Here is a 25,855-nt window from a genome sequence, read left to right on the forward strand (position 1 = left end):
CTTAAAGCGCGTCACCACGCGCGCTGGATATCTCGGCACCTTCGCGCATGGCCTTGGTCACCGGGGTGTTGGCCACGATCTCCAGCAGGCGCTTCCACTGTTCGTCCGTCAGTGGCTGGTCTGAGCGCAGGACGCGGTGCACATGCAGGCGGCCGTCGTCATCGCGGGTCAATGCAAGCTCGGCACGGAATCGCCCCAGCTCCCATCCCTTGCGCTGCGCGTACATGCGCAACGTGATAGCCGTGCAGGCGGCAAGCGAAGCGAGGTAGTAGTCAAATGGCGCCGGTCCCGCACCTTGGCCGCCTAGTTTGGCCGGCTCATCGGTATCGAGCACGAAGTGATTCGCCTCGATGTGGTGAAGATAGTTGGTGCCAGTGGATTCAATGCTGGCAAGCGAAACTGGTGGCATGTCGTCAATCTCCCATGGATGTTGCTAGCCCACTTACCGCAGTGACTCTGTCCATTCCAGCCGACCTGGCCTCGGTGCGCCAGCGTGGACAACGCAGCCCGCGTCGCACCGCGCATGCAGGATGCCATCGCTCGCAATCCTGCAATTCGACCAAGGTAGCAGTACCGCGATGCGCGCTGGTGCGCGGCGTATCCGACAATAGCGCGGTCACCGCCAGAAGCACGCGGTTGCTGCGATGCACGCATCAGGGGGTGGCGATATAATTGCGGCACTGGGGCGTTCTTGTTGTCGCCAGGTGACACTCGCGTTGACCGTGCTTGACGACTGGCCATGACGTTGAAGCCGGCGACAAGCGGATTGGCCATGATCCCCTCGCGCGGCTCCGCGACATGGACGAGAAACGGCATCGTCGTGCGCCCCACTTTCTTCCCCGGATGATCTTCCCCATGCGTTTACCTGTTCTTCCCATTGCCTTGGCGCTTTCACTCACCCTGGCTGGCTGCGTCAGCAGTCGCGGCCTGCACACCACGGGTACGCTGAGCGATCCGGGCAAGCTCTCTTCCGAGCGCAGCCTGGCGGACGTCAAGCTCAGTGCCACCGCATGGCCGGCGCAGGATTGGTGGGTGGCATTCGGCGATCCTCAGTTGACCTCGCTGATCGACGAAGCGCTGAAGACCAACCCGAGCCTGGATGAGGCCGAAGCGCGCGCCCGCCAGGCGCAGGCCGTGGCCGATAGCTACAACGCCGGCCGCAAGCCGCAGGCGGAACTGGACGCTTCGATCACCGGTGCTTATCTTTCGAAAAAGAATCCGATCTATCCGGTCTACGTGCTGGGCACGTTTGCCTGGAGCAAGTCGGTTACGGCGGGATTCTCGTGGGATCTCGACTTGTGGGGTGGCAAGCGTGATGCGTGGGAGGCGGCCCTGGGCCGCAGTCGCGCTGCGCAAATCGACGCGTATGCTGCGCGCATCCAGTTGTCGGTCAACGTAGCGCGCGCCTACGTGCTGCTGGGCTACGCATTCGCCCAACAGGATGTCGCCGCAGCCGAACTGCAGCGCACCACCCAGGCGCTGGACGTGACCCGCCGCCTGGTGGCTGGTGGCCTCGAGGCGCGCCAACAAGAACATCTGGCCGACTCGCAGGTCTCCGGGGCCGAACAGCAGAAAGTGGCAGCCGATCGCGCCATCGATGCGGCACGCAGCAGTCTTTCGATCCTGTTGGGGCAGGGGCCGGATCGTGGCCTCGCCATCGAGCGGCCGCATCTGGTCGATGTCGGTCCCGCCGTCTTGCCAGATAAGCTGCCAGTGGACCTGGTCGGCCGTCGTGCCGACCTGGTCGCCGCGCGCTGGCAGATCGAGGCCGCTGCCAAGGACGTCAAGGGCACCAAGACCGAATTCCTGCCCAATATCAGCCTGACCGCGCTGGCTGGTTTCATTGCCGTCGGTGGCAGCACCAATGTGTTCCAGCTGCCGGCGCGAGACTACGCCTTTGGCCCTGCGCTAAGCCTGCCGATCTTCGATGGCGGTCGCCGCCGCGCCCAGCTTGCGGCTGCCGATGCGGGCTACGATGCCCTGGTGGCGCGCTACAACGGCCTGCTCGTCAACGCCTTGAACGACGTATCCGACCAGGTCTCCGCCTTGAGCTCGGTGCGCGCCCAGATCGTGCTGGAAAAGCGTTCGGAAGAAGACGCGCAGAAGAGCTGGGATGACGCCATCAAGGCCTATCGTGGCGGCCTGAAGGGGCCGCTGACGCCACTGACGAGTCGTCAACAACTGCTGCTGGCGCAGCAACGGCTGGCCCTGCTGGAAAGCCAGCAAACGGATATTTCGATCCGCCTGATCGAAGCCCTCGGCGGCGGCTTCGACGGTGCGGCGGAAGTAGCCGAGGTCAATGCGGAACACCCGCAGCAGGCTTCGTCGGCCAAGAGCGATGCCAGCCGCTGAGTGCGGCGCGAGGCCACTCAGGTAGGGTGAATCATGTCTCTTGCATACGCCAGGCCGATACCGTAGCCGCCACCGTGGGCTTCGACGATCGCCCGCGCGGCGTCGTAGGTTTCGTGGCGGGTCCAGTCGCGCTGCAATTCCAGCAGGACCTGTATCCATGAGGTGAGCTTCACGCCGGCCGCTTCCAGTCGGCGCAGCGCCAGTTCATGGCCCGCCGTGGTCAAGCCGCCACAGGCATCGGCAACCACCAGCACGTCATAGCCGTCCGCCAGCGCCGACAGCGCGCAAAACGTGACGCAGGCCTCGCTGAGCAGGCCTGACAGCAGCAGTCGCCGGCGCCCGGTGGCGATCACCGCGGCCCGGGCAGCGGCATCTTCCCAGACATTCATGCTGCGCCGTTCAATCGGCTGTACGCCCGGAATGGCTGCCTGGATGGGTGGCATCAAGGGCCCGCTGTACACCTTCGAGGCCGAAGTGGATGCAACGATGGGCAGGTTGAAGGCGACGGCGGTACGCGCCAGGGCCACCGTATTGGCAAGCAGGGTCTGGCGATCGATCGAGCCCACGCCAAAGGCGAGTCCGGCCTGTTGATCGATCAGCACCAGGGCGCATTCGTCGGGCACAAGCAAGGTTGTGGCGGATGTCATGACGAACTCCTCGATGTCTGGCGCTGGCGCAACGCACGCGGTCACACGTGCTCGGGTGTGGTCTTTTAGTCCTAAGCGCGTCAACGACTCGTCGGGGATGCTCTCATGCATGTTTTGCAAGGGCGGATGCGTCATCGGGCCCGGCGGAGTACGCGGCATGCAGCAGGCCCGGATAGACTGAATTCCCACCCCCGACCGAACGTCCCCATGACGCATCGCTTGCTCAGCCTCGACAAGCCGACCCTCGACGATCGTGAGGCGATCGTGGCCCCGCTGCGTGCCTACAATCGTGAGCATGCCGCGCCGACGGAAATGCTCCCGCTCGCCATCCTGCTCCAGGACGACCAGGGGCAGACGGTCGGCGGGCTCTGGGGCAGAACCTTGTTCGACTGGCTCTATGTCGAACTGCTGGCCGTACCCGAATACTTGCGCGGCCAGGACGTGGGGACATCGCTCATGCGCAAGGCCGAGCAGATCGCCCGGGATCGTGGCTGCGTGGGCGCCTGGCTCGATACGTTTGCGTTCCAGGCCCGCGGTTTCTATGAGCGGCTCGGCTATCGCGTGTTCGGCGAAATTGCGGATCATCCTGTCGGCAGTGCGCGATACTTCCTGAGCAAGCGCTTTGGCTGAACGAAACGCGTTCTGTCTGGGCACGTGTCGGGACCTGTCCGTTGGTTATTCATCGGGGCGCCCTCATTTGGTTGCTCCATAAGGTTGGGTGACGCCAACCAGCAGGCTGGCGTCGCGAACACGTTTCGCGCCTTTACAGGGCGCGCCGCCGCAGCAATGGGCGAGGCGAGCATGGCAACAGGCTGGGCCGGAGACGGCGCCGTACAAGATCAGATCGACGCAACCGTGGAAGACGCGGTGAAGCGCGCGCGTAGCCGTCTCAACAAGGGGCCGAGCCTGAGCCGCTGCGAAGACTGCGATGCGCCGATTCCGGAGGCACGGCGTGAAGCCGTGCCTGGCGTGCGCCTGTGCATCTCCTGCCAGGAAGCGCACGACCGGGAGCAGGCGGCGTCGAGCGGCTACAACCGCCGCGGTAGCAAGGACAGCCAGCTGCGTTGATGGCCCTAGGCTTGGGCGTGACCACGGGCCTTCAGCGGCGAGGGGATGCGTGTCGGTATTGACACTGGTCGGCGAAGCGCGGGTCAATAGTGGTCTTTTCCGCCGCGTAAGAGTGCGTAGTCGCATGACGATGTCCTTTGCCACCGCTGAACGCCACCCATCGACCCGCCGTGAGGCTCGCGCATGAGCGCCACCATCAGCCCACTCGCCGGCAAGCCGGCGCCGGCAGCGCTGCTCGTTGACGTATCCCGCCTGCGCGATGCCTACGTCGACCTGCGCCCCGACCCCAGCGTAGCGAGCCAGCGTGTGGCGTTTGGTACCTCAGGGCATCGCGGCAGTTCGTTCGAGCGCAGCTTCAACGAATGGCACGTGCTGGCGATCACCCAGGCCATTTGCGAATACCGCCAGGGCAAGGGCATCGATGGGCCGATCTTTATCGGCATCGACAGCCACGCGCTGTCCCAGCCGGCGTTTGAAAGCGCGCTGGAAGTGTTGGCAGCCAACGGCGTGCAGACGATGATTGCCAAGGGTGGCGAATTCACGCCGACACCCGCGATCTCGCAGGCGATCCTGACCGCCAACCGCGACCGCAGCACGGGACTGGCCGACGGCATCGTGATTACGCCTTCGCACAATCCGCCCGATAGTGGCGGCTTCAAGTACAACCCGCCGAACGGTGGTCCGGCCGACACCGACGTCACGGGCTGGATCCAGCGTCGTGCGAACGAGTTGCTGGAAAACCAGCTCAGGGGCGTGCATCGCGTGCCGTTCTCGCAGGCGCTGCATGCATCGACCACGCATGAGCACGATTTCATTGATGCCTATGTGCGCGATCTGGGCAACGTGATCGACTTTGATGTGGTGCGCGGCAGTGGCGTTCACCTCGGGGTGGATCCGCTGGGCGGCGCAGGCGTGCATTACTGGGCTCCGATTGCAGAACGCTACAAGATCGATCTCACCGTCGTCAGTGACGAAGTGGATCCCACGTTCCGCTTCATGAGCGTGGATTGGGACGGCAAGATCCGCATGGATCCTTCTTCGTCCTACGCGATGCAGCGCCTGATCGAGCTCCGGGATCGTTACGACGTCGCCTTCGCCTGCGACACGGATCACGACCGCCATGGCATCGTGACCCGCAGCAGCGGCCTGCTGTTGCCTAACCACTATCTCGCCGTGATGGTGGACTACCTGTACCAGCATCGGCCGCAGTGGCGTGCGGACGCCGCCGTGGGCAAGACCCTGGTGAGTTCGGCCCTGATCGACCGCGTGGCCAAGCGCCTAGGTCGTCGCCTGCACGAGGTGCCGGTTGGTTTCAAATGGTTTGTCGAAGGGCTGTTCGATGGCTCGCTCGGCTTTGGCGGCGAGGAAAGTGCGGGCGCGTCGTTTCTGCGCCGGGACGGTGGCGTGTGGAGCACCGACAAGGATGGCATTGCGGCCGCGTTGATGTCGGCGGAAATCACCGGGCGCACCGGCCGTGATCCGGGCGAGCGCTATGCCCAGTTGACGGCAGAGCTGGGCCGGCCCGTGTCCGAGCGCGTCGACGCGCCAGCCAATGCGCAGCAGAAGGCACGGCTTTCCAAGCTTTCACCGGAGCAGGTGACGAGCACCGAACTGGCCGGCGAAAAAATCGTGAGCGTGCTCGATCGCGCGCCTGCCAACGGCGCATCGATCGGCGGCATCAAGGTCGTCTCCGAAAGCGGCTGGTTCGCCGCACGCCCCTCGGGCACCGAGGATATCTACAAGATCTACGCGGAGAGCTTCAAGGATGAAGCGCACCTGCAGCAGTTGCTGCAGGAAGCGCAAGGCATGGTCGACGCCGCGCTGGGCGCGGCGTGACGGCGCCACGAGCAGGCGCTTAGACCGGTGACGGATTGAGCTCGGCGAATCCGCTTTGATGCCAATAGGGGTACGCCGACGTGAACGCGCTGGCCGCATCCAGCTTGGCGACCTGGTCCGCCGTGAGGTTCCAGCCCACGGCGCCCAGGTTCTGGCGCAGTTGTTCCTCATTGCGTGCACCGATCACCACGGTCGCCACGGTGGGGCGCTGCAATAGCCAGTTCAGGGCGATCTGCGGCACGCTCTTGCCGGTCTCCGCGGCGATGGCGTCGAGCGCATCGATCACCCGATAGAGATACTCGTCATCCATCTGCGGTCCCTTGTCGCCCGTCGCGTGCAAGCGACTCTGCGCGGGCAGGGCGGCGCCGCGGCGCAACTTGCCAGTCAGTCGACCCCAGCCCAGCGGGCTCCATACGACGGCACCCACGCCCTGGTCCAGGCCCAGCGGCATCAGCTCGGACTCGTAGTCGCGACCGATCAGCGCGTAATAGGCCTGGTGGGCGACATAGCGCGGATAACCATAGCGATCCGCCACGGCGAGCGATTTCATCAGGTGCCAACCGGAGAAATTGGACGCGCCCACGTAGCGAATCTTGCCGGCGCGCACCAGGTCGTCCAGAGTCGAAAGCGTTTCTTCGACCGGCGTCCTGGCGTCGAATCCATGCAGCTGGAACAAGTCGATATAGTCCGTGCCCAGGCGCTTCAAGGCGGCGTCGACGGCCCTGAGCAGGTGAAAGCGCGAGGAGCCGACGTCGTTCGGGTCGTCGCCGGAGCGGAACGTGGCCTTGGTGGAAATCAGTACACGATCGCGGCGCCCCTTGATCGCCTCGCCAAGGATCGACTCGGCGGCGCCGTCGGAATAGACGTCCGCACTGTCGAACATGTTCAGGCCGGCTTCGAGGCAGATGTCGACCAGTCGCCGTGCTTCCGTCACATCGGTCGAGCCCCAGGCGCCGAAGAACTCGCCCTTGCCGCCGAACGTGCCTGTGCCAAAACTAAGCACCGGGACCTTGAGGCCCGATGCGCCCAATTGCCGATATTCCATGAGTAAGCCTCTGGGGTGGTGGAAGCTACCGGGATGGGGGCGGATACAGGCGATCCAAGGCTTTGCGCGTCCGCGCACGACATCGCGGCGACGTTGCCCGAGACAAGAAGCGCCGCGCGATCGGCGCCAGAAAGCCCCAGGGCTTATTCGAACCTGGGTTAGTACGAAACCTGCTGTTTTTCCAGCGCTTCCGCATAGGCAGGCGCCGGCCACACGGCCAGCCAGATGCCGCGGAACGGTTGCGTGTAGACGGCATGCTCCCGGTCGGCGTCGGACAAGCGTTTCGGGTAGGTCACGATCAGCCCGTCGGGATGCGCGTCAGCCCATGCCCGGGTGGTTTCGATGCCGTGCACCTGCTCCACGGGGCGGGTCAGTCGACCGAGGAACGTGTACTGCCCGTCATTCGTCTCGACACTGGCGACCGGCTGGCCATGCGCCTCGGCTTTCGCCAGCAGCGCAGCCACCGGGGTGAAGTCGTAGGCCGGCCACAGGGTCAGGCTGAACAGGCCATTGGCGGCGACGGTGGCGATCAGGCCGGCGCCTGCGACCCGATACAGCTCGCCCTTGCGGGTGATCACCAGGCCCAGTGCAATCAACAAATACAGGACGCCAAACGGCACGCTATAGGGCAGCAGGCCCACAAACTGGGGCGCCTTGGTAACGCCATGCCTGACCAGCGTGCCCAGCAAGATCAGCGCAAGGCCGAGCACGGCACTCACCACGGCCATGGGCCACGGGCCGAGCCAACGACTGCCGCTGCCGCGCCGGTCCTGCAGGTAGAGCAGGGCGACGGCCATCAACATGGCGAAGCCGGCATATTCGGGCAGCAGGTAATACGGCTGCTTGCCGCTGACCAGCGAGAAGCCCAGCAAGACCGGGCCGATCCACGCAAACAGGAAGCGCAAGCCCGACTCGAACGGACGGCGCAAGCTTGCCAACGCCACCCATACGCGTGGCCACAGCACGACCGGAAACACCAGCATCGGAATTACCGGCACATACCACCAGAACGGCTCAGCATGGGCGAAGGCATCCACCACGCGACCGGCGGTCTGGTGCACCAGCAACTTCTGGCGATACGTTTCACCGCCTGCCCAGGCGGCCAGCAAGGCCCAGGTCAGCAGCAGCGACAGGCCCGCGAGAATGGCCGCGCCGCCGCGCACATACCAGCGGCGGCGCTCACGTTGCGCCCACGGGCTCCACAGCGGACCCAGCAGCCAGGGGAAGGCCACGTGCAGCAACATCACCGGCCCCTTGGCCAGCAAGCCCAGCCCAACCGCCAGGGCAAACCAGGCAAAACGCGGCGCCTCGTGGCGTGGCGTTGGCACCAGGCACAACAGCGCGGCGAGCACGCAGTTCGCCAACAGCACCTCGTACATCACCTGCAGGCCAAACAGGAACCCATAGGAAAACGCGAGCAGGATCCACGGCGTGACATGGGCGACCAGCGGCCGCCCAGGAAACAAGCGGCGTGCCAGCGTCGAGACCAGGATCAGCTGCAGGCCACCCAGTGCCACTTCGAGCAGGCGCGGCCACACATCGCCAACGCCGCCGATCGCCCAGCCCAGATGGATCAGCCACAGCAGCAAGGGCGGTTTGTCGCTGTACGGCACGCCATTGAGATAGGGGACCAGGAAGCTGTGATGAATCCACATTTCCCACGCCACCGACAGGGTCCGCGTGGAATACATCGGCATCGGGCCATGCTGGAAGATGGCAAGCAAGGCCGCGGGTACCCAGAACAGCAGCCATGACCACTGGGCGCAGCGTGCGAGTAGCGGGCGCGGTGTGGTGGTCATGGGCTGGCCTGGGTGGTTTGCTGGTGTCACGTCGATGACTCGATGTCGGTAATCAATTGTCGTTGCTTGGGGGCAAGCCTGGGCGGCGAAGGATCGAGGCCGCCCGGTTGCCCTGCGATGCGGCGCGGACGCCGCCTCAACGGCGGCTGTCAATGCCGCCCCAGTCCTCGACCTTGCCCTCGGGCACGTTGCCGCCTCGGCACGCAGGTGCAATGGCATCGAGCCGGTAGAGCCGCCAGTCGCGCCCGCTGGTCACGCCCATGTCGATGGATGCGTCGCGATCGACGCAAGGCGCCATCACGTCCGCGAGGATCAGGACCCAGCGATGGGTCGGGTCTTTTTCCTGCCACACGATGGCGTCGGACAACTGGCGATGCCACGGCGTGACAAAGCCGAAATCGGTCACCTTGCGCTCGAACGCCAGCGGCAATTCTTCCTTCCAGGCCACCAGGGCCAGCTCCGCGTCGGGCCCGATGGTCTGTTCAACCCGTTGCACCAGGCCCGCCGGGGAGCTCGCCTTGGCCAGTAGCGGTGCGCCCCACAGGCTCCACAGCAACCAGAAGCCGGCAAGGCCGGCGAGCAAGGCCATGCCTGCGCGGCGTGCCCGGAACACCAGCACGCACAGCAGCAGCCACGCGCCCGCCACCACGAACATCCACCAGATCGACGCGGCCTGGTCGCCAAGCTGCCGTGCTGCCGCAAAGCGCGTGGCGAACGCCGAATGGAACAGCAACGAATGTGCGCCTAGGCCCAGCGCCGGCAGCGCGAGCAGCAGCAGGAACCCGATGGCGGTCCACTGCGCCCAGCGCCGCTGCAGGATCGTGTCGAGGAAGGGGCCTGCGCACAGCGCCAGCAGCGGCAGCGCGGGCATGATGTACACGTCGCGCTTCGCCCGGGTCAGGCTGAAGAACAGGATCAGCAGGACCACCCATGCCATCGGCAACAGGAAGCGGGCGTCACGCTCGCGCACCTGCTGTCGCCACGCCGGCAACAGCCCTGGCAGGGCCAGCGTCAGCGGCAGCCATGAGGTGATGATTACCTCGAGGTAAAACCAGGGCGGCTGAAAACTGTTCCACGGATGAACATAACGGTTCACCGTCTGGTTGAAGAAGATGTCGTGGACATAGTCACGTGCCGTCTCGCTGTCGTGCGCGTGCACGTAGAGCAGCAGCGGCACCAGCCACAGTGCGATGGCCGCCACGAACGCGACGCCGCCGCCCAGCCAGTGGACGGCATGCCCCTTGATCGACGGCAGCTGCTTCCAGCCTTGCTGGCGCGCGAACAGCCAGGGCAGGAACATCAGGAAGGCCAGCACGCCAACGCCCTTGGTGATGACGCCCAGTCCTGCCGCGAAGCAACCCAGCCAGAACGCACGCCAGTCCGGCCCCAGCAGGAAATGACGCAGCAGCCCGTAGTTGGCCAGCGTCACGAAGAAGGTCACGGTGGGATCGATCTGGCCGCGTTTGGCCTGGAACAGGAACTGCACGGTGAAAAGCAGGCCCAGCCCGGCCCACAGGCCGGCGCGATGTCCCCAAAGCCGTCGACCCAGGTCGTAGACAAGCCAGAGCGTGCCCAGGGAGCACAGCAGGGAGGGCAGCAGGAAGGCGACCCACCATTGGCCGGTCAAGGTGTACGACAGCGCCTGCATCGCCATGAAGGTGGGCGGTTTGTCGGAGTACCAGTCGGCGCCCCGATGGGGGATCAGCCAGTTGCCGGATGCCACCATCTGGTGCGCAACGAGGGCGAAGCGCGGCTCGTCCGACGGCGTCGGGCCGCGCATGCCTATGCCCGCAGCAAGCAGCAGGAGCGCCCCGAGCATCAGCAGCCAGCGTTGGGTTCGTTCGCGCCGCAAGGCCTTTTCCGCCGGCGCCGGCGGAATCGGCAACGCTTGTTCAGCCGCCATCGGAAGTCATCGTGAATCGCAGTAAGGACGCGCAGGGTGCCAGATACGCGTCCTCGTGTCTCGGGGCAGGCAACCCGCGCTTACGGTCCCGCCGGGCCGCTGATGGCCTCGATTGCCCTATCTGACGGCATCGATTCATGCGAGGCCTGCCCGGTTGGCCCCTTCGCAAGCAGGCCCGAGAACGACTCCACTACCTTCTGCGCGGTTTCGCGCGCCGTCAGGCCCTTGGTGACCAGGGCGCAACTGCCGAGACCGTAAGGCTCATAAACCGTGGCGTCGGTGACGCTGAACATGCCCACGGTCGGTACGCGAGACGCGACCGCGAGATGCATGACGCCGCAGTCGGCGCTGACCATCAGGTCAACGCCTGCCATCACGGCACTCATGCGTCGGATATCGGTGGTGAAGTAGCCGGGAAACTCAGAGTCGAGCATCGAACGGCCGTGCATGGGGACGATTTCGACGATGTTCGAGCTTGGGCTCAGTTCGCGGAAGGTGTCCATGAACTCCTTCCACCACTCGCGGCTGTATCGCTTCGCACCGGTGGCATTGGCAAAGACACCGACCACCAGCGGAGTCATGGCCTGCTGCGGGACCGCCAGCAGGTCGCGAATGACCTTGCGCCCGTGCGCACGTTCCGCATCGGTCAGCCGTATATCCAGGGTGGGATAGTCGATGGCTGCGCCAGCGGCGTGGGACGCACCCCAGTGCAGCAGATCGACCGCACGCTTCGCCATGTGCTCCGGCGCCGCAGAGAGCGGCACGCTATGCGTAAGTCCCGACTTTTCCGGTGTATCGCTGTAGCCGAGCTTGAAGCGGCCCTTGGTGAATTTCACCAGTGCGCGACTGAAACCGGATGCCACGATCGGATCGATGATCAGGTCGTACTGGGTCTTCCTCACCCCCAGCAGCATGCGCAGGAAGCGCACGGGGCGCTTGAAGCCGCGCTTGGGCAGGCAATAGATGTTCTTGACGCTGAAGAACGTACTGAACACTTCCTTGGCTATGTCGCCTTCGGCAAGGATGTCGATCTCGACGCCCTTATAGAGGCGCTCAAGCTCGGTGATCAGCGGCGTCAGCAAGACCATATTGCCCAGCCGATGATTCGGTCGGCACACCAGGATCCGATAAATCCCTTTTCGCGGGATGGGTTCCTGCGTTTGATTCACGAAGCTTTTGTTCAAGCGACACCGATAGTGAGTATGGATTCAACGGGAGTTGACGGGGTCGTGCCAACTCCTTGCTGAAAAAGGATTTTTGTATTTCCAGATAACGCAGTATCGGCTCCGGCGGCTTTCATGGCGCTTAGAGCCGAACGGGCCGAGCAGGGCCTCCCCAACCCTCTGGAAGCGCAGGTACACCGCCAAATCGGCACGCCGGCGTGCCCAGGGCACGTCGGGCAGCGCCCATCCCGGTCAGCCGGGAGATGGCGGCTCCCGGCATGGTGCCTACACGCAGATACGTGCTCCACATCCTGTCCAATGTGCTGGATGCGCCAAGTACTTTGCAATAGCTACGCCTGCTACGCCGCCGCATGCGCCGGCTGCGCCCGGAAATCGTGCGGAAAGGCCACATGCAGGCGATCGAGCAGGTCGCTGGGTCGGAGCGCGATGAGATCGTTTCCTATCTCGCCCGCCACCTGGGCCGCGAGGTGGTCGTCGAGGCTCTCATGCAGGACGCCGAGGAAGCGGGGCGGGGCAACCAGGAAGAGGCGCTCGAACTGATGGTGTACCTGGCCATTGATCAAGGCCTTCTTCAAGGATTTCGCGAACTGGTGGGCATGCTTCTCGCGCCACGTCCGGTGCGGCGCGTTGGCGTGCCGGGTCGGCCCGAGGCTGTCCTTGCTGCGCGGCAGCCTGTGGCCGAGGCCATTGCGGTTTGTGTTCCGTCCGTCGAGATTCGTGAAGCAGGCAATCTCGACCAGGGCATGGGAGGGCCTGGCCATCTCGAATAGCCGTGCCTTCGCTGCGTCCGACACGAGAATCCACGCGTTCGACATATGTCCTCCCCACGACATCGGTGAACCGGTTTGCGATGGTTGCGGCCGGCGAAGCCGCTGGAGCCGCGTCCTGCCGGCGCGGCGTGCACTAGTCGAGACGCCTCAACGGGAGTGCGGGGCAGGCGTTGGTGCGTGCCGTTAGTCGTTCAGTTCAAGCTCGAAGGTGACGGAAGCGGGATCTTCCGGGTCAGGGCGACTGTGAAAGCCAAGATGCCGTGCAAGTGCATGCGTGCCGGCACTACGAACGGCGTCGATCGCATACATCCGCCGGATGCCACGCAACCGTGCCATGCCGATGAGGTGCTGCATGAGGATGCCGCCGACGCCGCACTTCTGCCACGCGGGATCCACGGTCACGGCGCAGTCGCAACGCGTGCCATCCTCGCTGGCGCGGTAGCAAGCCACACCGACCTCCACCTCGTTGCCGTCCTCATCGGCAAACGCGGCCAAGGCCAATTCGCGTGGATCGAAATGCGTCAGGTCCCTGGCGGCTTCCTCGCTGTCGTCCTTGATCAGCCCCAGGAAGCGATATGACAGGCCTTCAGGGGTCAGGCGCGAAAGGAAATCACGTTCCAGCGAGACATCCGCCTGATCGATGGGGCGGATATGGATCAGGCGGCCGTCACGTAGTCGTCCTTTCCAGGACGCCGGGTTGGGTGCCGCCGAAAAATGGGCGGAAATCTGTTGCATAGCGCGGCCCTCGTCGCAGGTAACCGGCCGATATTTGATCCTGGCTGACCAGGCACTTCCCTGGACGGGTCCACGGAAAGTCGTCCGCTGACCCAGGTAACCATACGCCGAATGGAATGACAGTTCCGTCCAGGGAGGGCGGCTCGTGGCACACGCCGATCAGGCCGTGCGACAGGTGCCGGGGTCAGCTCATCCATTGCCCGCCATTGACGCTGAAGGTGGCGCCAGTGATGAAGCTGGCGTCTTCGCTGACCAACAGGGAAACCAGTTGCGCCACATCCTGCGCTCGGCCAAGACGTCCGCAGGGAATGGCCGCCACGATCGCCTTCAGCAGCTCCGGTCGCACCGCCTCGATCATTTCGGTTTCGCAATAGCCCGGTGCCACGGCATTTACTGTAATGCCCTTGCACGCGCTTTCGAGGGCCAGCGCGCGGGTGAAGCCAAGCACGCCCGCCTTGGAGGCCGAGTAATTGACCTGGCCCAGCTGTCCCTTTTGTCCGTTGATCGAGCTGACATTCACGATACGGCCGTAACCACGCTCGCGCATGCCCTCGATCACGTTACGGCACATATTGAACACCGAGCCGAGATTCGTGCGCATGACCTCGACCCATTGCTGCTCGTTCATCCGGTGCAGCATCGCATCGCGGGTGATGCCGGCGTTGTTGATGAGTACGTCGATCGGCCCGACCTCGGCCTCCACCCGCTGCACCCCTTCGGCGCACTCCTGAAAACTGGATACGTCCCAGTGGTAGACCGGGATCGAGGTTTCCTCGTGAAACACCTCGGCCGCCTCGTGATGGCCGCAATAAAGTGCGACGACCCGGAAGCCGTCCATTTTCAGCGCAACGGCAATCGCGCGGCCCAATCCGCGCGTCCCGCCCGTGACTACGGCAATACGGCTCATGACAGTCTCCCGCCTACTGCCGAGGCAGGTTGCGCCAGCCGGCGTAAACGTTTGTTGAAGGCTCAGGGATAGAGTGAGGCTGACCAGGGTCTGAGCAAGCCGCTGCGTACCAACCCAGCTGAGACCACCGCGCAACAATGCCGCAACATGGCCATGCTGTAGTCCAAGCCGTCGGAGCCGTGGCGCACGCTGGTCGGTTTCGACCTTGACGGTCTCATAATGAGGAGGACACCTATGTCATCCGTGCTGGTTGGATCATTCGCGATTTCGGCGCTGGTCATCGAAATCGCCATCATGCGCACTCTGGAAGCGCGCTGGATTGTCGCGAGGGATGCTCGCCGCGAGGCGCAATCCTAGACTCGCACCTGGCACAACCGCACGCGATCGATACGGGAGCTGCTGCAGCCAGCCTTGGCTGGGTGCTGCCGTGCCCTGCAACCATCCTCGTACGTCGAGGCGCCGCGAGTGATCTCCGGCCTGGTCCGATATCGCGGCGGCGCTGAACAGCCCACACGTCGGAGCAGGGCAGGGACGCGCTGATCCAGAGGATCGACGCATCCCGTGCCCGGGCGGGTCAGGCTACCAGGGCTTCTTCGGTGACCGGCAGGCGGATCAGGTAGTCGAAGGCACTCAGCGATGCCTTGGAGCCTTCGCCCATGGCGATCACGATCTGCTTGTACGGCACCGTGGTGACGTCGCCCGCGGCAAACACGCCTGGCAGCGAGGTCTCGCCGCGTGCGTCCACCTCGATCTCCCCGCGCGGCGACAGCTGCAGCGTGCCCTTGAGCCATTCGGTGTTCGGCAGCAAACCAATCTGCACAAACACGCCTTCCAGCGCCAACTGGCGGCTGTCGCCGCTGCTGCGGTCGGTATAGGCCAGGCCGGTGACTTTCTGGCCATCGCCGTGGACTTCGGTGGTCTGCGCGCTGACGATCACGTCGACGTTAGCCAGGCTGCGCAGCTTGCGCTGCAGGACTTCATCCGCACGCAGCTTGCTGTCGAACTCCAGCAAGGTCACGTGACCCACGATACCGGCCAGGTCGATCGCCGCTTCCACGCCGGAGTTGCCGCCACCGATCACTGCCACGCGCTTGCCCTTGAACAGCGGGCCATCGCAATGCGGGCAATAGGTGACGCCCTTGTTGCGATATTCCTGCTCACCCGGCACGTTCATATTGCGCCAGCGCGCACCGGTGGAAAGGATCACCGTCTTCGCCTTCAAGGTGGCGCCATTGGCCAGGCGCACGGCATGCAGTTCGCCCGGCTCATCGGCCGCGATCAGTTGATCGGCGCGTTGCAGGTTCATCACGTCCACGTCGTATTCGTGCACGTGCTGCTCAAGCGCCGCGGCCAGCTTGGGGCCTTCGGTATACGGCACCGAGATGAAGTTCTCGATGGACATGGTATCCAGCACCTGGCCGCCAAAGCGCTCCGCGACGACGCCGGTGCGGATGCCCTTGCGCGCGGCATAGATGGCCGCCGCAGCGCCGGCCGGGCCGCCGCCGATCACCAGCACGTCGAACGCCGGCTTGGACTTGAGCCGCTCTGCCGCGCGATCCGCTGCGCCACTATCCAGGCGCGCTGCAATCTGCTCGATGCTCATGCGGCCGGTGTCGAACGGCTCGCCATTGAGAAACACGGTAGGTACCGCCATCACCTGGCGCTCGTTCACCTCGTCCTGGAACAGCGAGCCGTCAATCGCGACATGCTTGATGTTCGGATTGAGTACGCTCATCAGGTTCAGCGCCTGCACGGTGTCGGGGCAGCTGTGGCAGGACAGCGACATGAACGTCTCGAAGCGATATTCGCCATCGAGATGACGCACCTGCTCGATGACTTCCTGCGTCGCCTTCGACGGGTGGCCGCCCACATGCAGCAGGGCCAGCACCAGCGAGGTGAATTCATGGCCCAGCGGGATGCCAGCGAAACTGACGCTGACGTCAGTGCCCAGGCGATTGATCGCGAAGGACGGCTTGCGCGTCTCCGTACCATCGGGGCTCAGCGAGATCTTGTCCGACAAGGACGCGATGTCCTGCAGCAAGCCCAGCAGCTCCTGCGACTTGGCGCTTTCATCCAGCGAGGCCACCAGTTCGATCGGGTGTACGACCTTTTCGAGGTAGGCCTGCAATTGGGACTTCAGATCGGCATCCAGCATGGTGACTCCTCGGCTTTCTTCGGGGTGCATGCCACGAGCACCCGGCGGGGCCGGGCGTCGTGGACGCAGGGAATTCGGAGGTCGGACCCGGCGAAGCGCCGGGTCCGAAGCGGCTCGATGCAGCGCGCCGTCAAACAGAACGGTGGTGGCTTAGATCTTGCCGACCAGGTGCAGCGACGGCTTCAGGGTGGTCTCGCCTTCCTTCCACTTGGCCGGGCACACTTCACCCGGGTGGGAGGCGACGTACTGGGCGGCCTTGACCTTGCGCAGCAGCTCGGAAGCGTCGCGGCCGATGCCGTTGTCATGGATCTCGCACAGCTTGATCTGGCCTTCCGGATTGATCACGAAGGTGCCGCGCAAGGCCAGGCCTTCTTCCTCGATCATGACGTCGAAGTTGCGGGTGATCGCGCCGGTCGGGTCACCGATCATCGTGTACTGCACCTTCTTGATCGCGTCGGAGGTGTCGTGCCATGCCTTGTGCGCGAAGTGCGTGTCGGTCGACACCGCATAAACCTCAACGCCCAGCTTCTGGAACTGGGGATAGGAGTCAGCCAGGTCTTCCAGCTCGGTCGGGCACACGAAGGTGAAGTCGGCCGGGTAGAACACCACCACGGACCACTTGCCCTTCAGCGTGGCATCGGAGACTTCGATGAACTGGCCATCCTTGAAAGCGTGGGCCTTGAACGGTTTGATTTCGGTATTGATCAACGACATCGTGATTTCGTCCGCAGTGGTTAGTGGAGATGCAAGGTTAACGGCCTTGACACGATTGAGCCAATTGATTGTTGCCATGAACCCGATTCACCTGGGCTATGGCCAGCCTTCGCGCAGCGGCTGCTAGCGGCGCCGTGGGCGCCACGGATGGGTGGTGGAGAAGCGACTCCAGCCAGGGGTGGCCAACAAGTGTGCAGCGGGGAGCCGAGGCGGCGGCAGCAACACCGGGCTTTGCCAGCGCGAAACCTGAAAGGCGGTTGGCGCAAGGGGTGAGGTCGGGACGGTGCTACCCGGTCCCGACCTGGTTCGGGATGGCCCGAGACCAGGTCGAGATGGCCGACTGGATTTTCACGCTCCAGGCGCCGGGATCACGCCAGGTCGAAACGATCGAGGTTCATGACCTTGGCCCAGGCGGCCACGAAGTCATTGACGAACTTCTCCTGCGCGTCCGAGCTGCCGTAAACCTCGGCAAGGGCCCGGAGCTGGGAGTTCGAGCCGAAGATGAGGTCGACGCGCGTGCCGGTCCACTTGGCCTTGCCGGTGGCGCGATCCAGTCCTTCGAACACGTCCTGGTCTTTCGAAGTGGCCTTCCACTCCGTGCCCATGTCGAGCAGGTTGACGAAGAAATCATTGGTCAGCGCTTCCGGCCGGTGGGTGAAAACACCATGCTTGGTCTGGCCGACGTTGGTATGGAGGACGCGCATGCCGCCGACGAGCACCGTCATCTCCGGTGCGGACAGGGTGAGCAGTTGCGCCTTGTCCACCAGCAAGGCTTCGGCCGAGACGCTGTATTTCTTCTTCTGGAAATTGCGGAAGCCATCGGCGATCGGTTCCAGCACCGCGAACGACGCCACATCGGTTTGCTCCTGCGAGGCATCCGTGCGCCCCGGGCTGAAGGGAACCGTGACAGCGTGGCCGGCATTTTTTGCCGCCTGCTCGACGCCGGCACATCCGGCCAACACGATCAGGTCGGCCAGCGAAACCTTCTTGCCGCCAGACTGGCTGCCGTTGAATTCGCCCTGGATCTGTTCAAGGGTTTTCAGCACCTTGGCCTGATCCCCATGTTGATTGCTGGCCCAATCCTTCTGCGGGGCGAGACGAATGCGCGCGCCGTTGGCGCCGCCGCGCTTGTCGGAGCCACGGAAGGTTGACGCTGCAGCCCAGGCAGTGGAGACCAGATGCGAGACGGGCAGGCCCGACGCCAGGATCTTGCTCTTCAGGGATGCGACATCCTTCGCATCGATCAGCGCGTGGTCGACGGCAGGTACCGGGTCTTGCCAGATCAGTTGCTCCTTGGGGACCTCGGGGCCGAGATAGCGCGCGATTGGGCCCATGTCGCGATGCGTCAGCTTGAACCACGCCCGCGCGAACGCGTCGGCAAGCTGGTCCGGATGCTGGTGGAAGCGCCTGGAAATCTTTTCGTAGACCGGGTCGAGCCGCAGGGACAGGTCGGTGGTCAGCATGGTTGGCGCGTGACGCTTCGACGGGTCGTGGGCGTCCGGAATGGTGCCGGCGCCAGCGCCGTTCTTCGCTGTCCACTGATTGGCGCCCGCCGGACTCTTGGTGAGCTCCCATTCGTAGCCGAACAGGATCTCGAAGAAGCTGTTGTCCCACTTCGTCGGCGTGTTGGTCCAGGTCACTTCAAGGCCGCTGGTGATTGCATCACCGCCTTTGCCCGTGCGGAAACTGCTCTTCCAGCCGAGGCCTTGTTCCTCGATGCCGGCACCTTCGGGTTCGGGCCCCACGTGGGTCGCCGGGCCGGCGCCATGGGTCTTGCCGAAGGTGTGGCCGCCGGCGATAAGCGCCACGGTTTCCTCGTCATCCATCGCCATGCGCGCGAACGTCTCGCGGATGTCGTGCGCCGCGGCGAGCGGGTCGGGGTTGCCGTCGGGACCTTCCGGGTTGACGTAAATCAGGCCCATCTGCACGGCGGCGAGCGGATTTTCCAGATGGCGTCCCCGGTCCGTGCGGCTGGTTTCGGAGCCGTGCAATTCCTTCTCGGCCACCAGCACGCCCTCATTATTGCCAGCGGGACCCTTGCCATAGCGGATGTCGCCGCCCAGCCAGGTCTTCTCGTTACCCCAGTAGACGTCCTCTTCCGGTTCCCACACATCCTCGCGTCCGCCGCCGAACCCAAACGTTTTGAAGCCCATCGATTCCAGCGCGACATTGCCGGTCAGGACGATCAGGTCGGCCCAGGAAATGCTGCGGCCATATTTCTGTTTGATCGGCCAGATCAGTCGGCGCGCCTTGTCGAGGCTGACGTTGTCGGGCCAGCTGTTGAGCGGTGCAAAGCGCTGCTGGCCGGAGCCCGCGCCGCCGCGACCGTCGCCGATGCGGTAGGTGCCGGCGGCGTGCCAGGACATGCGGATGAATAGAGGTCCGTAGTGGCCGAAGTCGGCCGGCCACCAGTCCTGAGAGTCGGTCATCAGCGCCAGGAGATCTTTCTTCACGGCCGCATAGTCGAGACTCTTGAACGCTTCGGCGTAGTTGAAGCCATGATCCATCGGGTCGGACGAGGACGAGTGCTGGTGCAGGATCTTCAGGTTCAGCTGGTTCGGCCACCAGTCACTGTTCGATGTACCGCTGCCAGCGGTGTGATTGAACGGGCACTTCGTTTCAGTTGACATGTAATCCCTACCTTTGGTCGTTTGACTACAACCACTCGGCCCGGTTAGGAGTCCGAGTACCGAAAAAATAGGTGTCGCTATGTTCGAGGCGATCTTGCTGACGCCAGTGTTGCCGTGGGGTGCCGGTTCAGCACAGCACAACGTGCGCATGCATTGCGTCAGTGGGCTGTGGCGGTCGGCAACTCGTGCACAGGCGACCGGTGGTCATGGGTTTCGACGTGCTCTTGGCGTCCTTTGCAGTGGCAGGAAGAGACGTGCGCGAGCGCTGCGAGCATTTCGCGGGGACGCGCTATCGCGGCGAGTCTAGGCCCGCGTTTCCTGCGAAGGAAATCGATTGTTTTGATGCGAACCATAGTCTGAGGCTATGGAGTGGCGGCCCTGGCAGACGCCGGTTCGGGGCGCCGGAATGGCCGCAGGGAAGGCCTGAGGCCGCTCTCATTGCTCGTGAGTTGTGTGATTTATATTTATATAAAACAATAATATACGCACATAATTTCAAGTAATAACTCACCAACATTCCGTGGTGAGCAACGATGGCCTCGCGGACCTGAAGGCGGTGGCCAGGGTCGGCAGGCCTGCCTGGCGTCACGATCAGGCCGTCTCGACGAGCGCTGACGCCACGGGTTCGCCGGCTGCGCGGCCATGGCCAGTGCGGCGACACGCAGGGGGAGCTTGCGCAGTCTTTCAAGCGGGCGCGATTCGAAGCCACCACCTAGCCGCCCAGCGGCCCGTCCCGTCAGGCATGACTGCAAGGCTCAGCTTGGCCAGGCCGAGCCCAGGATGATGTTGCAGAAGTTGCCGCGATGGAAATGCGGATCCTTGAGCGCCATCACGTCGGCCTTGACGTTGCCGAAGGTCGTTTCGGGCTTGTGTCGGATGCCCTGGTAGAAGGCCTCGATGATGTCCTGCTTGAACTGGGTGCCGCGAGGGTGCGCTTCGACGATCAACGCACGATCGCCCTCATCAACCTTGGGGAAGCCCAGGCCCATGACGTCCATTTCGACGCCTGCCGTCAGCAGCGCCACTTCGGGCTTCATGAACTCGGGAATGCCTGGTGTCGTATGCAGCGCGATGCTGGTCCAGACCAGGTCGATGGCGTTTTCGGCAATGCCGTGACGTCGCAGGAAATCCGCTGCCGTGTTGGCGCCATCCACCTCGAAACGCTTGTCGGGGCGGCTATGGGCCGGCATGAGCCCCATGTCGTGGAACATGGCCGCAACATAGAGCAGCTCCGCATCAAACACTCGCTGCTGTTTCTTGCCCGTCAGGGCGCCAAATAAAAAGACGCGGCGCGAATGATGAAACAGCAGATCTGTCTCGGTGTCCCTGACGAGATCGGTGACTTCACGCGCCAGCTGGCTGTCGGGAATCTGGATTCCTGCGATGGTGGTCATGGGTGTACTCCTGGGCTGGGGTTGACGGAAGCGAAGGTTTAGCCCTGTCGAGTCCAGATTAGAACTCCAGGTTCGCGTGGCATGTATTGATGTGATGTAGCAAATCGTGCCATTGTGTGACGCTTCAAGACATGCGCGTGCGTCAGCGCCTATCAACATGCCCAAGACCATCGCCATCCTCGCCTGCCCAGGTGTCCAGCTTCTGGACGTCTCAGGCCCGCTGGACGTGTTCGCCGAGGCGAATCAGCAGGCCGGGCAAAAGGTCTACGAGCTCTTGGTGGTCGGGACTTCCGGGCGCGCCATTGAAAGTTCCTCGGGCGTTCGGCTGATGCCGGATGCGACGCTGCGCGATCCGCTGGGCCGGCTTGATACCGTGCTGGTGGCCGGCGCACCCAGCCTGCCCGAGGCGTCGGTCAACCTGACCGTGCTCGAGTGGCTACGCGGCGTTGCCCGCAAGAGCCGGCGTTTTGGTTCCATCTGCAATGGCGCGCTCGTCCTGGCTGCCAGCGGTCTCATTGGAGGCCGCCGGATCACGACGCATTGGGGTGTGGTCGAGACCTTGCGCCAGCGACACCCCGATGTGATGGTCGAGCCGGACGCGCTGTATGTCCGGGATGGGCGTGTATGCACGGCTGCCGGAGTCACTGCGGGCATGGATCTGGCGCTGGCGTTGGTGGAGGAGGATCTTGGCCGCGACCTGGCCATGCAGGTCGCTGGCCAGCTGGTGATGTTTTTCAAGCGACCGGGCGGCCAGCTGCAATTCAGTCGACATGGAGAGGCTGAGCTGGCCGGCCACTCAGCCATACAGGCGTTGCAGCGCTGGATCGGTGCGAACCCTGCGGAAGACCATTCAGTGGCTTCGCTCGCCCACCGCGCAGGACTGAGCCCCCGCCATTTTGCGCGCGTGTTCCACCAGGAAGTCGGCATCCCGCCTGCCGAGTACGTCGAGACCGTTCGTGTGGAAGCGGCGCGCCGATTGCTGGAGATGGGTAACGAGCCTCCCAAGAGAGTGGCAGGGTTGTGCGGCTATGCGGACGTCAACGGGCTGCGACGTGCCTTTGTGCGCAGGCTGGGCGTGACGCCCGCCGACTATCGACGCCAACATCGCGCTGGCGACATGGGCTAGCAGGACGGAATTGGTGTGAACGGCTGCCGATACGGCGCGGTCTGCCGAAACCGCGTGAACGGGGCATGCGACGGTCAGCAGGCTGGTAGCCCTCGCCGCGGACCGGGCTGATTCGACCGCCCATGGCGCGCCGATAGACGTTCGTCGTCGCCCCGACGATCCGAGCAACCTTGTTCAACGCCTGCCCGCATGCGCCTGGTCGAAGCGCGCAGCCATATTGACCAGGTCGGCCAGCGAAGCGGCCTTCATCTTGCGCATCACCTGGCCGCGGTGTGCCTTCACCGTGATCTCGCTGATGCCAAGCTCGCCCGCGATCTGCTTGTTCAGCAGGCCCATCACCACCAGGGCCATGACCTCGCGTTCGCGCTTGCTGAGCGATGCATGATGCGCCTCGAGCACGCCCAGCTCCGCCTCATGCTCCAGTGCGGCGCGGCTACGATCGATGGCGTGCCGGATGGCGCGCAACAACACGTCGTCCTCGAAGGGTTTGGTCAGGAACTCCACCGCGCCTGCCTTCATCGCCTGGACCGTCATGGGCACGTCACCGTAACCCGTGATGAAGATGATCGGCATATCGTTCCGATCAGCGGCGATGAGCTTTTGCAGGTCGAGGCCGCTGAGATCCGGCAGCGACACATCCAGCACCAGGCAACTCGGGGCAAAGATTCGAGGTTGAGCCAAAAAATCCCGGGCGGAGGCAAATGTCTCGGGCTGCCAGCCTTCGAAACGAATCAGCGCCTCGAGTGATTCACGCACGGAAATGTCGTCGTCGACGACAAAGACGATAGGTTTGGCCGACGGGACGGGAGCTGGTCTGATTCCCTGGTCGGCTTCATTCAACAAACGCATGGCTGTCTCCGGAAGCAAGAGCGCACCCCATCGCTCGCTTCATTGAAAAGCAGCGTGCAGTGCCGCGAGCAGCACCGTTTCGCTGAAAGGTTTGAAAAGACAATCCACCGCGCCGCGCTTGAGCGCGAGCGCGCGGATGGTTTCGTCCCTGCTGGCGGTGATGAAGACGATGGGGATATGCCGGCCGCTGAGCGCCAGTTCACGCTGGAGGTCGAGCCCGGACATGCCCGGCATGGCGATATCGAGAATCAGGCACTTGGCCGTCCCAAGGCAATCGGAGGTGAGGAACTCTTCCGCGGACGAGAAGGCCCGCGCCGAAAACCCCAGCTCGGTAAGCAGGTCGGGCAGCGATTCGCGGACGGACTCGTCGTCATCGACCACCGTGACCAAAGGATGCATGGCTATCACGGATTCCCCGTCGTGCTCGTTGCATCGATCCCGTGAGGCATGGCCGTTGCGACCGCCCTGTTGCTTTCCGCGCCATTGCTGCATGCGCGAGGAATAGAAAACCAGAAGGTTGCGCCGGGCCCCTCATTCGTGGCCGCCTGCAACCGTCCATGATGCCGCTCGACAATGGACTGGCTTATCGATAGCCCAATGCCCATGCCACTGCTCTTGGTCGTGAAGAACGTCTCAAACATCTTGTTCGCCACCTCAGGCCTGAAGCCCACGCCCGAGTCCCGCACCGTCAACCGTACAAAATCGCCTCCATCTTCCTCGGTCCTGATCATCACCTGCCTGGGGCGGTCGTCGACGCCGCTCACGGCCTCGGTCGCATTCAGTAGCAAGTTCAAGATGACCTGTTGCAGTTGGACGCGGTCGCCAGTAACCGGCGGCAGGTCGTCGGAAAACTCTGTCCTCAACATCACCCGGCTGTTTTTCAGTGTGCTCTGGGTGAGCGCGATCACCTCCTTCGCAGCCTCGTTTAGATTCACTCGTTCCGCAATCGAGTCCTTTTTGCTGAACAGGGAACGCACCCGCGTAATGACATCGGAGGCGCGATGACCGTCTCGGATGGTCCGCCTTGCGGTCTCGAGCGCGCCCTGGACGTTGGGAGGATCGGCGGCCAACATCCGCAGGCATGTGCTGGCATTGGTGATGACCCCTGACAGCGGCTGATTCACTTCGTGAGCGATCGAGGCGGTCAAGGCGCCGAGACTGTTGACCTTGGCCATGCGGGCCAGCTCGGAGCGGAGCGCGCCGAGCGTTTCTTCCGAGACACGGCGTTGCGTCACGTCCTGAAGTGCGCCGATATACTCGCGCTGCCCGCAGCGCCCCCGCGTACTGTGGGAAACGACGTGCACGTATTTCACCGCGCCGCCCGGCATGAGTAGGCGAATCTCGTAATCATGGTCGGCACCGGTGCTGCGCGCGTCGGCCTTCTTGTCGGACAAGAGGAGGATGTCATCCGGGTGGATCCGATCGGCGATCCGCTCCAGCGTAACGGCGGTCCCGGGCTCGAATTCGAAGATGCGATAAAGCTCTTCCGAAAATACGATGACATCGGTGTCCAGACTCCAGGAGAAGCTGCCGGTCAGGCTGGTGCGCTGACCCTCGGCGAGGAACGCCTCACTGAGCCGCAGATTCTCTTCCGCCCGCTTTCGATCGTCGATATCGATACTGATGCCGTACCACTTGATGATGTTGCCGGACGCATTTCGCAGTGGGTTGACGCGAAACAGAAACCACCTGTACTCACCATCAAAGCGACGCAGCCGCGCTTCGGTCTCCCCAGGCGTCTGGGAGGCCATGACCAGTTGCCACCAGGCGGTCAGATCGTGGACGTCATCGGGGTGAAGCGCGACCGTCAGGCCCCATTCGTTCGCCTGTTTTGCCGAGAGGCCGACGTAGTCAAGATAGTGCTGGTTGAAGAACTCGCCGGAGCCATCGGTACGCGCCGACCACGCCAGCGCAGGAATCGTGTTGATGATCGAGCTGAGGTCGCGTTCGGCCGTGCTCGGTACGTCTCCGCGGCGAGTTCGGTCATCGATATCGATGAGCAAATGAAGCCAGCAGAAGATGTAGCCTCGCGCGTCTCGAACAGGCATGCCGGCAAGGTTGAACCAGCGGTATGTCCCGTCGTAGCGGCGATGGCGACTCTGGACGCTGTAGGCAAAACCCGTCTCGCGCGCTTTCGATTGCGCCGCGAGGATGCCGGGGCGGTCCTCTGGATGGGTCAGGTTGCAGACTTTAAGGCCTTTCAGTTCATCGAGCGATTTGCCGAAATAATCGAGGGTAGGCTGGTTGAGATCGCGAACTTCACCCGAGGGCGTCGTGACCGCAACGGGAAACGGAATACTGTCGATGATCACCGACAAATTGGGTTCCCCCAGTCGCGCGGTTCCCTCGGCGCGCCTGCGCTCCTCGATATCGGAGTTGATGCCCCGCCATTTGACGACGCGCCCGGATGGGTCCATCAACGGACTCATTCTGAAAAGCAGCCGGCGATAGTCTCCATCGCAATGGCGCATGCGCACCTCGAGCTCCCCCGGTTTGCCGGAAGCCACCATCGTGCGCCAACCTTGAAGCAGGGTGGGGAAGTCGTCCGGATGGACCGCCGACCTCCACGCCTGGCGCTTGGCCTCTTCGATGCTTAGCCCGGTGTATTCACACCAGCGCTTGTTGATCAAGCCCACGCACCCCTCGGGAAGAGTCGTCCACGCGAACCCGGTGAGGGCGTCGAAGATCCGGATCAACTCGTTTTCCACCACAACCTTCCTCGGGGTTTATGCGCCACTATC

General features: G+C 63.7%; 22 protein-coding genes. 6 read left to right on the forward strand and 16 right to left on the reverse strand.

Annotated features, from left to right (window positions below; translation table 11 throughout):
* Position 1: 1 nt before the first annotated feature.
* Positions 2 to 409 (reverse strand): OsmC family protein, encoded by a 408-nt coding sequence (locus tag OUZ49_RS04995; RefSeq protein ID WP_266148884.1) that lies wholly within the window; start codon positions 407 to 409, stop codon positions 2 to 4.
* 446 nt (positions 410 to 855) lie between these two features.
* Between OUZ49_RS04995 and OUZ49_RS05000 the strand changes: the two genes are divergently transcribed.
* Positions 856 to 2,352: an efflux transporter outer membrane subunit gene (locus OUZ49_RS05000; protein ID WP_266148885.1), complete on the forward strand. Its 1,497-nt coding sequence runs from the start codon at positions 856 to 858 to the stop codon at positions 2,350 to 2,352.
* A 17-nt stretch (positions 2,353 to 2,369) separates the two neighbouring features.
* Here OUZ49_RS05000 and OUZ49_RS05005 read toward each other — a convergent pair whose 3' ends face one another.
* Positions 2,370 to 2,999: an isochorismatase family protein gene (locus tag OUZ49_RS05005; protein WP_266148886.1), complete on the reverse strand. Its 630-nt coding sequence runs from the start codon at positions 2,997 to 2,999 to the stop codon at positions 2,370 to 2,372.
* A gap of 207 nt (positions 3,000 to 3,206) precedes the next feature.
* On the opposite strand from OUZ49_RS05005, the gene OUZ49_RS05010 reads away from it, so the two are divergent.
* The 3 genes from OUZ49_RS05010 (at position 3,207) to pgm (ending at position 5,903) form a co-directional block, all read left to right on the forward strand.
* Entirely contained in the window at positions 3,207 to 3,629 is a 423-nt protein-coding gene (locus tag OUZ49_RS05010; RefSeq protein ID WP_266148887.1) for a GNAT family N-acetyltransferase, read from the forward strand.
* Positions 3,630 to 3,800: 171 nt separating this feature from the next.
* Complete coding sequence (locus tag OUZ49_RS05015) at positions 3,801 to 4,067, forward strand: DksA/TraR family C4-type zinc finger protein (protein WP_266148889.1); 267 nt, start codon at positions 3,801 to 3,803, stop codon at positions 4,065 to 4,067.
* Between the two features lie 183 nt (positions 4,068 to 4,250).
* Positions 4,251 to 5,903 (forward strand): phosphoglucomutase (alpha-D-glucose-1,6-bisphosphate-dependent), encoded by a 1,653-nt coding sequence (gene pgm / locus OUZ49_RS05020; RefSeq protein WP_266148890.1) that lies wholly within the window; start codon positions 4,251 to 4,253, stop codon positions 5,901 to 5,903.
* Between the two features lie 19 nt (positions 5,904 to 5,922).
* On the opposite strand, the gene OUZ49_RS05025 is transcribed toward pgm, so the two are convergent.
* The 7 genes from OUZ49_RS05025 to phbB form a co-directional block, all read right to left on the reverse strand.
* Positions 5,923 to 6,948: an aldo/keto reductase gene (locus OUZ49_RS05025; RefSeq protein WP_266148891.1), complete on the reverse strand. Its 1,026-nt coding sequence runs from the start codon at positions 6,946 to 6,948 to the stop codon at positions 5,923 to 5,925.
* 158 nt (positions 6,949 to 7,106) lie between these two features.
* Entirely contained in the window at positions 7,107 to 8,747 is a 1,641-nt protein-coding gene (locus OUZ49_RS05030) for an ArnT family glycosyltransferase (protein WP_266148892.1), read from the reverse strand.
* A 136-nt stretch (positions 8,748 to 8,883) separates the two neighbouring features.
* Positions 8,884 to 10,650 (reverse strand): ArnT family glycosyltransferase, encoded by a 1,767-nt coding sequence (locus OUZ49_RS05035; protein WP_266148893.1) that lies wholly within the window; start codon positions 10,648 to 10,650, stop codon positions 8,884 to 8,886.
* An 80-nt stretch (positions 10,651 to 10,730) separates the two neighbouring features.
* The gene (locus OUZ49_RS05040) at positions 10,731 to 11,819 is read right to left on the reverse strand and encodes a glycosyltransferase family 9 protein (RefSeq protein WP_266148894.1); all 1,089 of its coding nucleotides are present in this window, start codon (positions 11,817 to 11,819) and stop codon (positions 10,731 to 10,733) included.
* Between the two features lie 353 nt (positions 11,820 to 12,172).
* Positions 12,173 to 12,649 carry a host attachment protein gene (locus tag OUZ49_RS05045; RefSeq protein WP_266148895.1) on the reverse strand — a complete coding sequence of 159 codons (477 nt, stop codon included), beginning with the start codon at positions 12,647 to 12,649 and terminating at the stop codon, positions 12,173 to 12,175.
* Between the two features lie 138 nt (positions 12,650 to 12,787).
* Entirely contained in the window at positions 12,788 to 13,339 is a 552-nt protein-coding gene (locus OUZ49_RS05050) for a GNAT family N-acetyltransferase (RefSeq protein WP_266148896.1), read from the reverse strand.
* A gap of 184 nt (positions 13,340 to 13,523) precedes the next feature.
* Positions 13,524 to 14,246 (reverse strand): acetoacetyl-CoA reductase, encoded by a 723-nt coding sequence (gene phbB / locus OUZ49_RS05055; protein ID WP_266148897.1) that lies wholly within the window; start codon positions 14,244 to 14,246, stop codon positions 13,524 to 13,526.
* 234 nt (positions 14,247 to 14,480) lie between these two features.
* Here phbB and OUZ49_RS05060 point away from each other — a divergent pair, with 234 nt between their 5' ends.
* On the forward strand, positions 14,481 to 14,603 hold the full coding sequence (locus tag OUZ49_RS05060) for a hypothetical protein (RefSeq protein ID WP_266148898.1): 123 nt from the start codon (positions 14,481 to 14,483) through the stop codon (positions 14,601 to 14,603).
* 217 nt (positions 14,604 to 14,820) lie between these two features.
* Here the strand turns inward: OUZ49_RS05060 and ahpF are convergent, their stop codons facing one another.
* From ahpF to OUZ49_RS05080, 4 genes are all read right to left on the reverse strand, one after another.
* Positions 14,821 to 16,401: an alkyl hydroperoxide reductase subunit F gene (gene ahpF / locus OUZ49_RS05065; RefSeq protein WP_266148899.1), complete on the reverse strand. Its 1,581-nt coding sequence runs from the start codon at positions 16,399 to 16,401 to the stop codon at positions 14,821 to 14,823.
* Positions 16,402 to 16,551: 150 nt separating this feature from the next.
* On the reverse strand, positions 16,552 to 17,115 hold the full coding sequence (gene ahpC, locus OUZ49_RS05070) for an alkyl hydroperoxide reductase subunit C (protein WP_266148900.1): 564 nt from the start codon (positions 17,113 to 17,115) through the stop codon (positions 16,552 to 16,554).
* Between the two features lie 368 nt (positions 17,116 to 17,483).
* Positions 17,484 to 19,745, reverse strand: coding sequence for a catalase/peroxidase HPI (gene katG / locus OUZ49_RS05075; RefSeq protein ID WP_266148901.1), 2,262 nt, complete (start codon positions 19,743 to 19,745; stop codon positions 17,484 to 17,486).
* A 755-nt stretch (positions 19,746 to 20,500) separates the two neighbouring features.
* A complete protein-coding gene (locus OUZ49_RS05080) occupies positions 20,501 to 21,139 on the reverse strand; it encodes an HD domain-containing protein (protein ID WP_266148902.1) in 639 nt (212 codons plus the stop codon).
* A gap of 157 nt (positions 21,140 to 21,296) precedes the next feature.
* On the opposite strand from OUZ49_RS05080, the gene OUZ49_RS05085 reads away from it, so the two are divergent.
* On the forward strand, positions 21,297 to 22,265 hold the full coding sequence (locus OUZ49_RS05085; protein WP_266148903.1) for a GlxA family transcriptional regulator: 969 nt from the start codon (positions 21,297 to 21,299) through the stop codon (positions 22,263 to 22,265).
* 174 nt (positions 22,266 to 22,439) lie between these two features.
* Here the strand turns inward: OUZ49_RS05085 and OUZ49_RS05090 are convergent, their stop codons facing one another.
* Genes OUZ49_RS05090 through OUZ49_RS05100 form a run of 3 tightly spaced genes read right to left on the reverse strand, consistent with a single transcriptional unit; the run spans position 22,440 to position 25,822 of the window.
* A complete protein-coding gene (locus tag OUZ49_RS05090; RefSeq protein WP_266148904.1) occupies positions 22,440 to 23,114 on the reverse strand; it encodes a response regulator transcription factor in 675 nt (224 codons plus the stop codon).
* A gap of 39 nt (positions 23,115 to 23,153) precedes the next feature.
* Positions 23,154 to 23,513 (reverse strand): response regulator, encoded by a 360-nt coding sequence (locus OUZ49_RS05095; protein ID WP_266149384.1) that lies wholly within the window; start codon positions 23,511 to 23,513, stop codon positions 23,154 to 23,156.
* Positions 23,514 to 23,518: 5 nt separating this feature from the next.
* Complete coding sequence (locus OUZ49_RS05100) at positions 23,519 to 25,822, reverse strand: PAS domain-containing protein (protein ID WP_266148905.1); 2,304 nt, start codon at positions 25,820 to 25,822, stop codon at positions 23,519 to 23,521.
* Between the last annotated feature and the right edge of the window lie 33 nt (positions 25,823 to 25,855).

It is taken from the genome of Dyella halodurans, assembly GCF_026283925.1.
Classification (GTDB): domain Bacteria; phylum Pseudomonadota; class Gammaproteobacteria; order Xanthomonadales; family Rhodanobacteraceae; genus Dyella; species Dyella halodurans.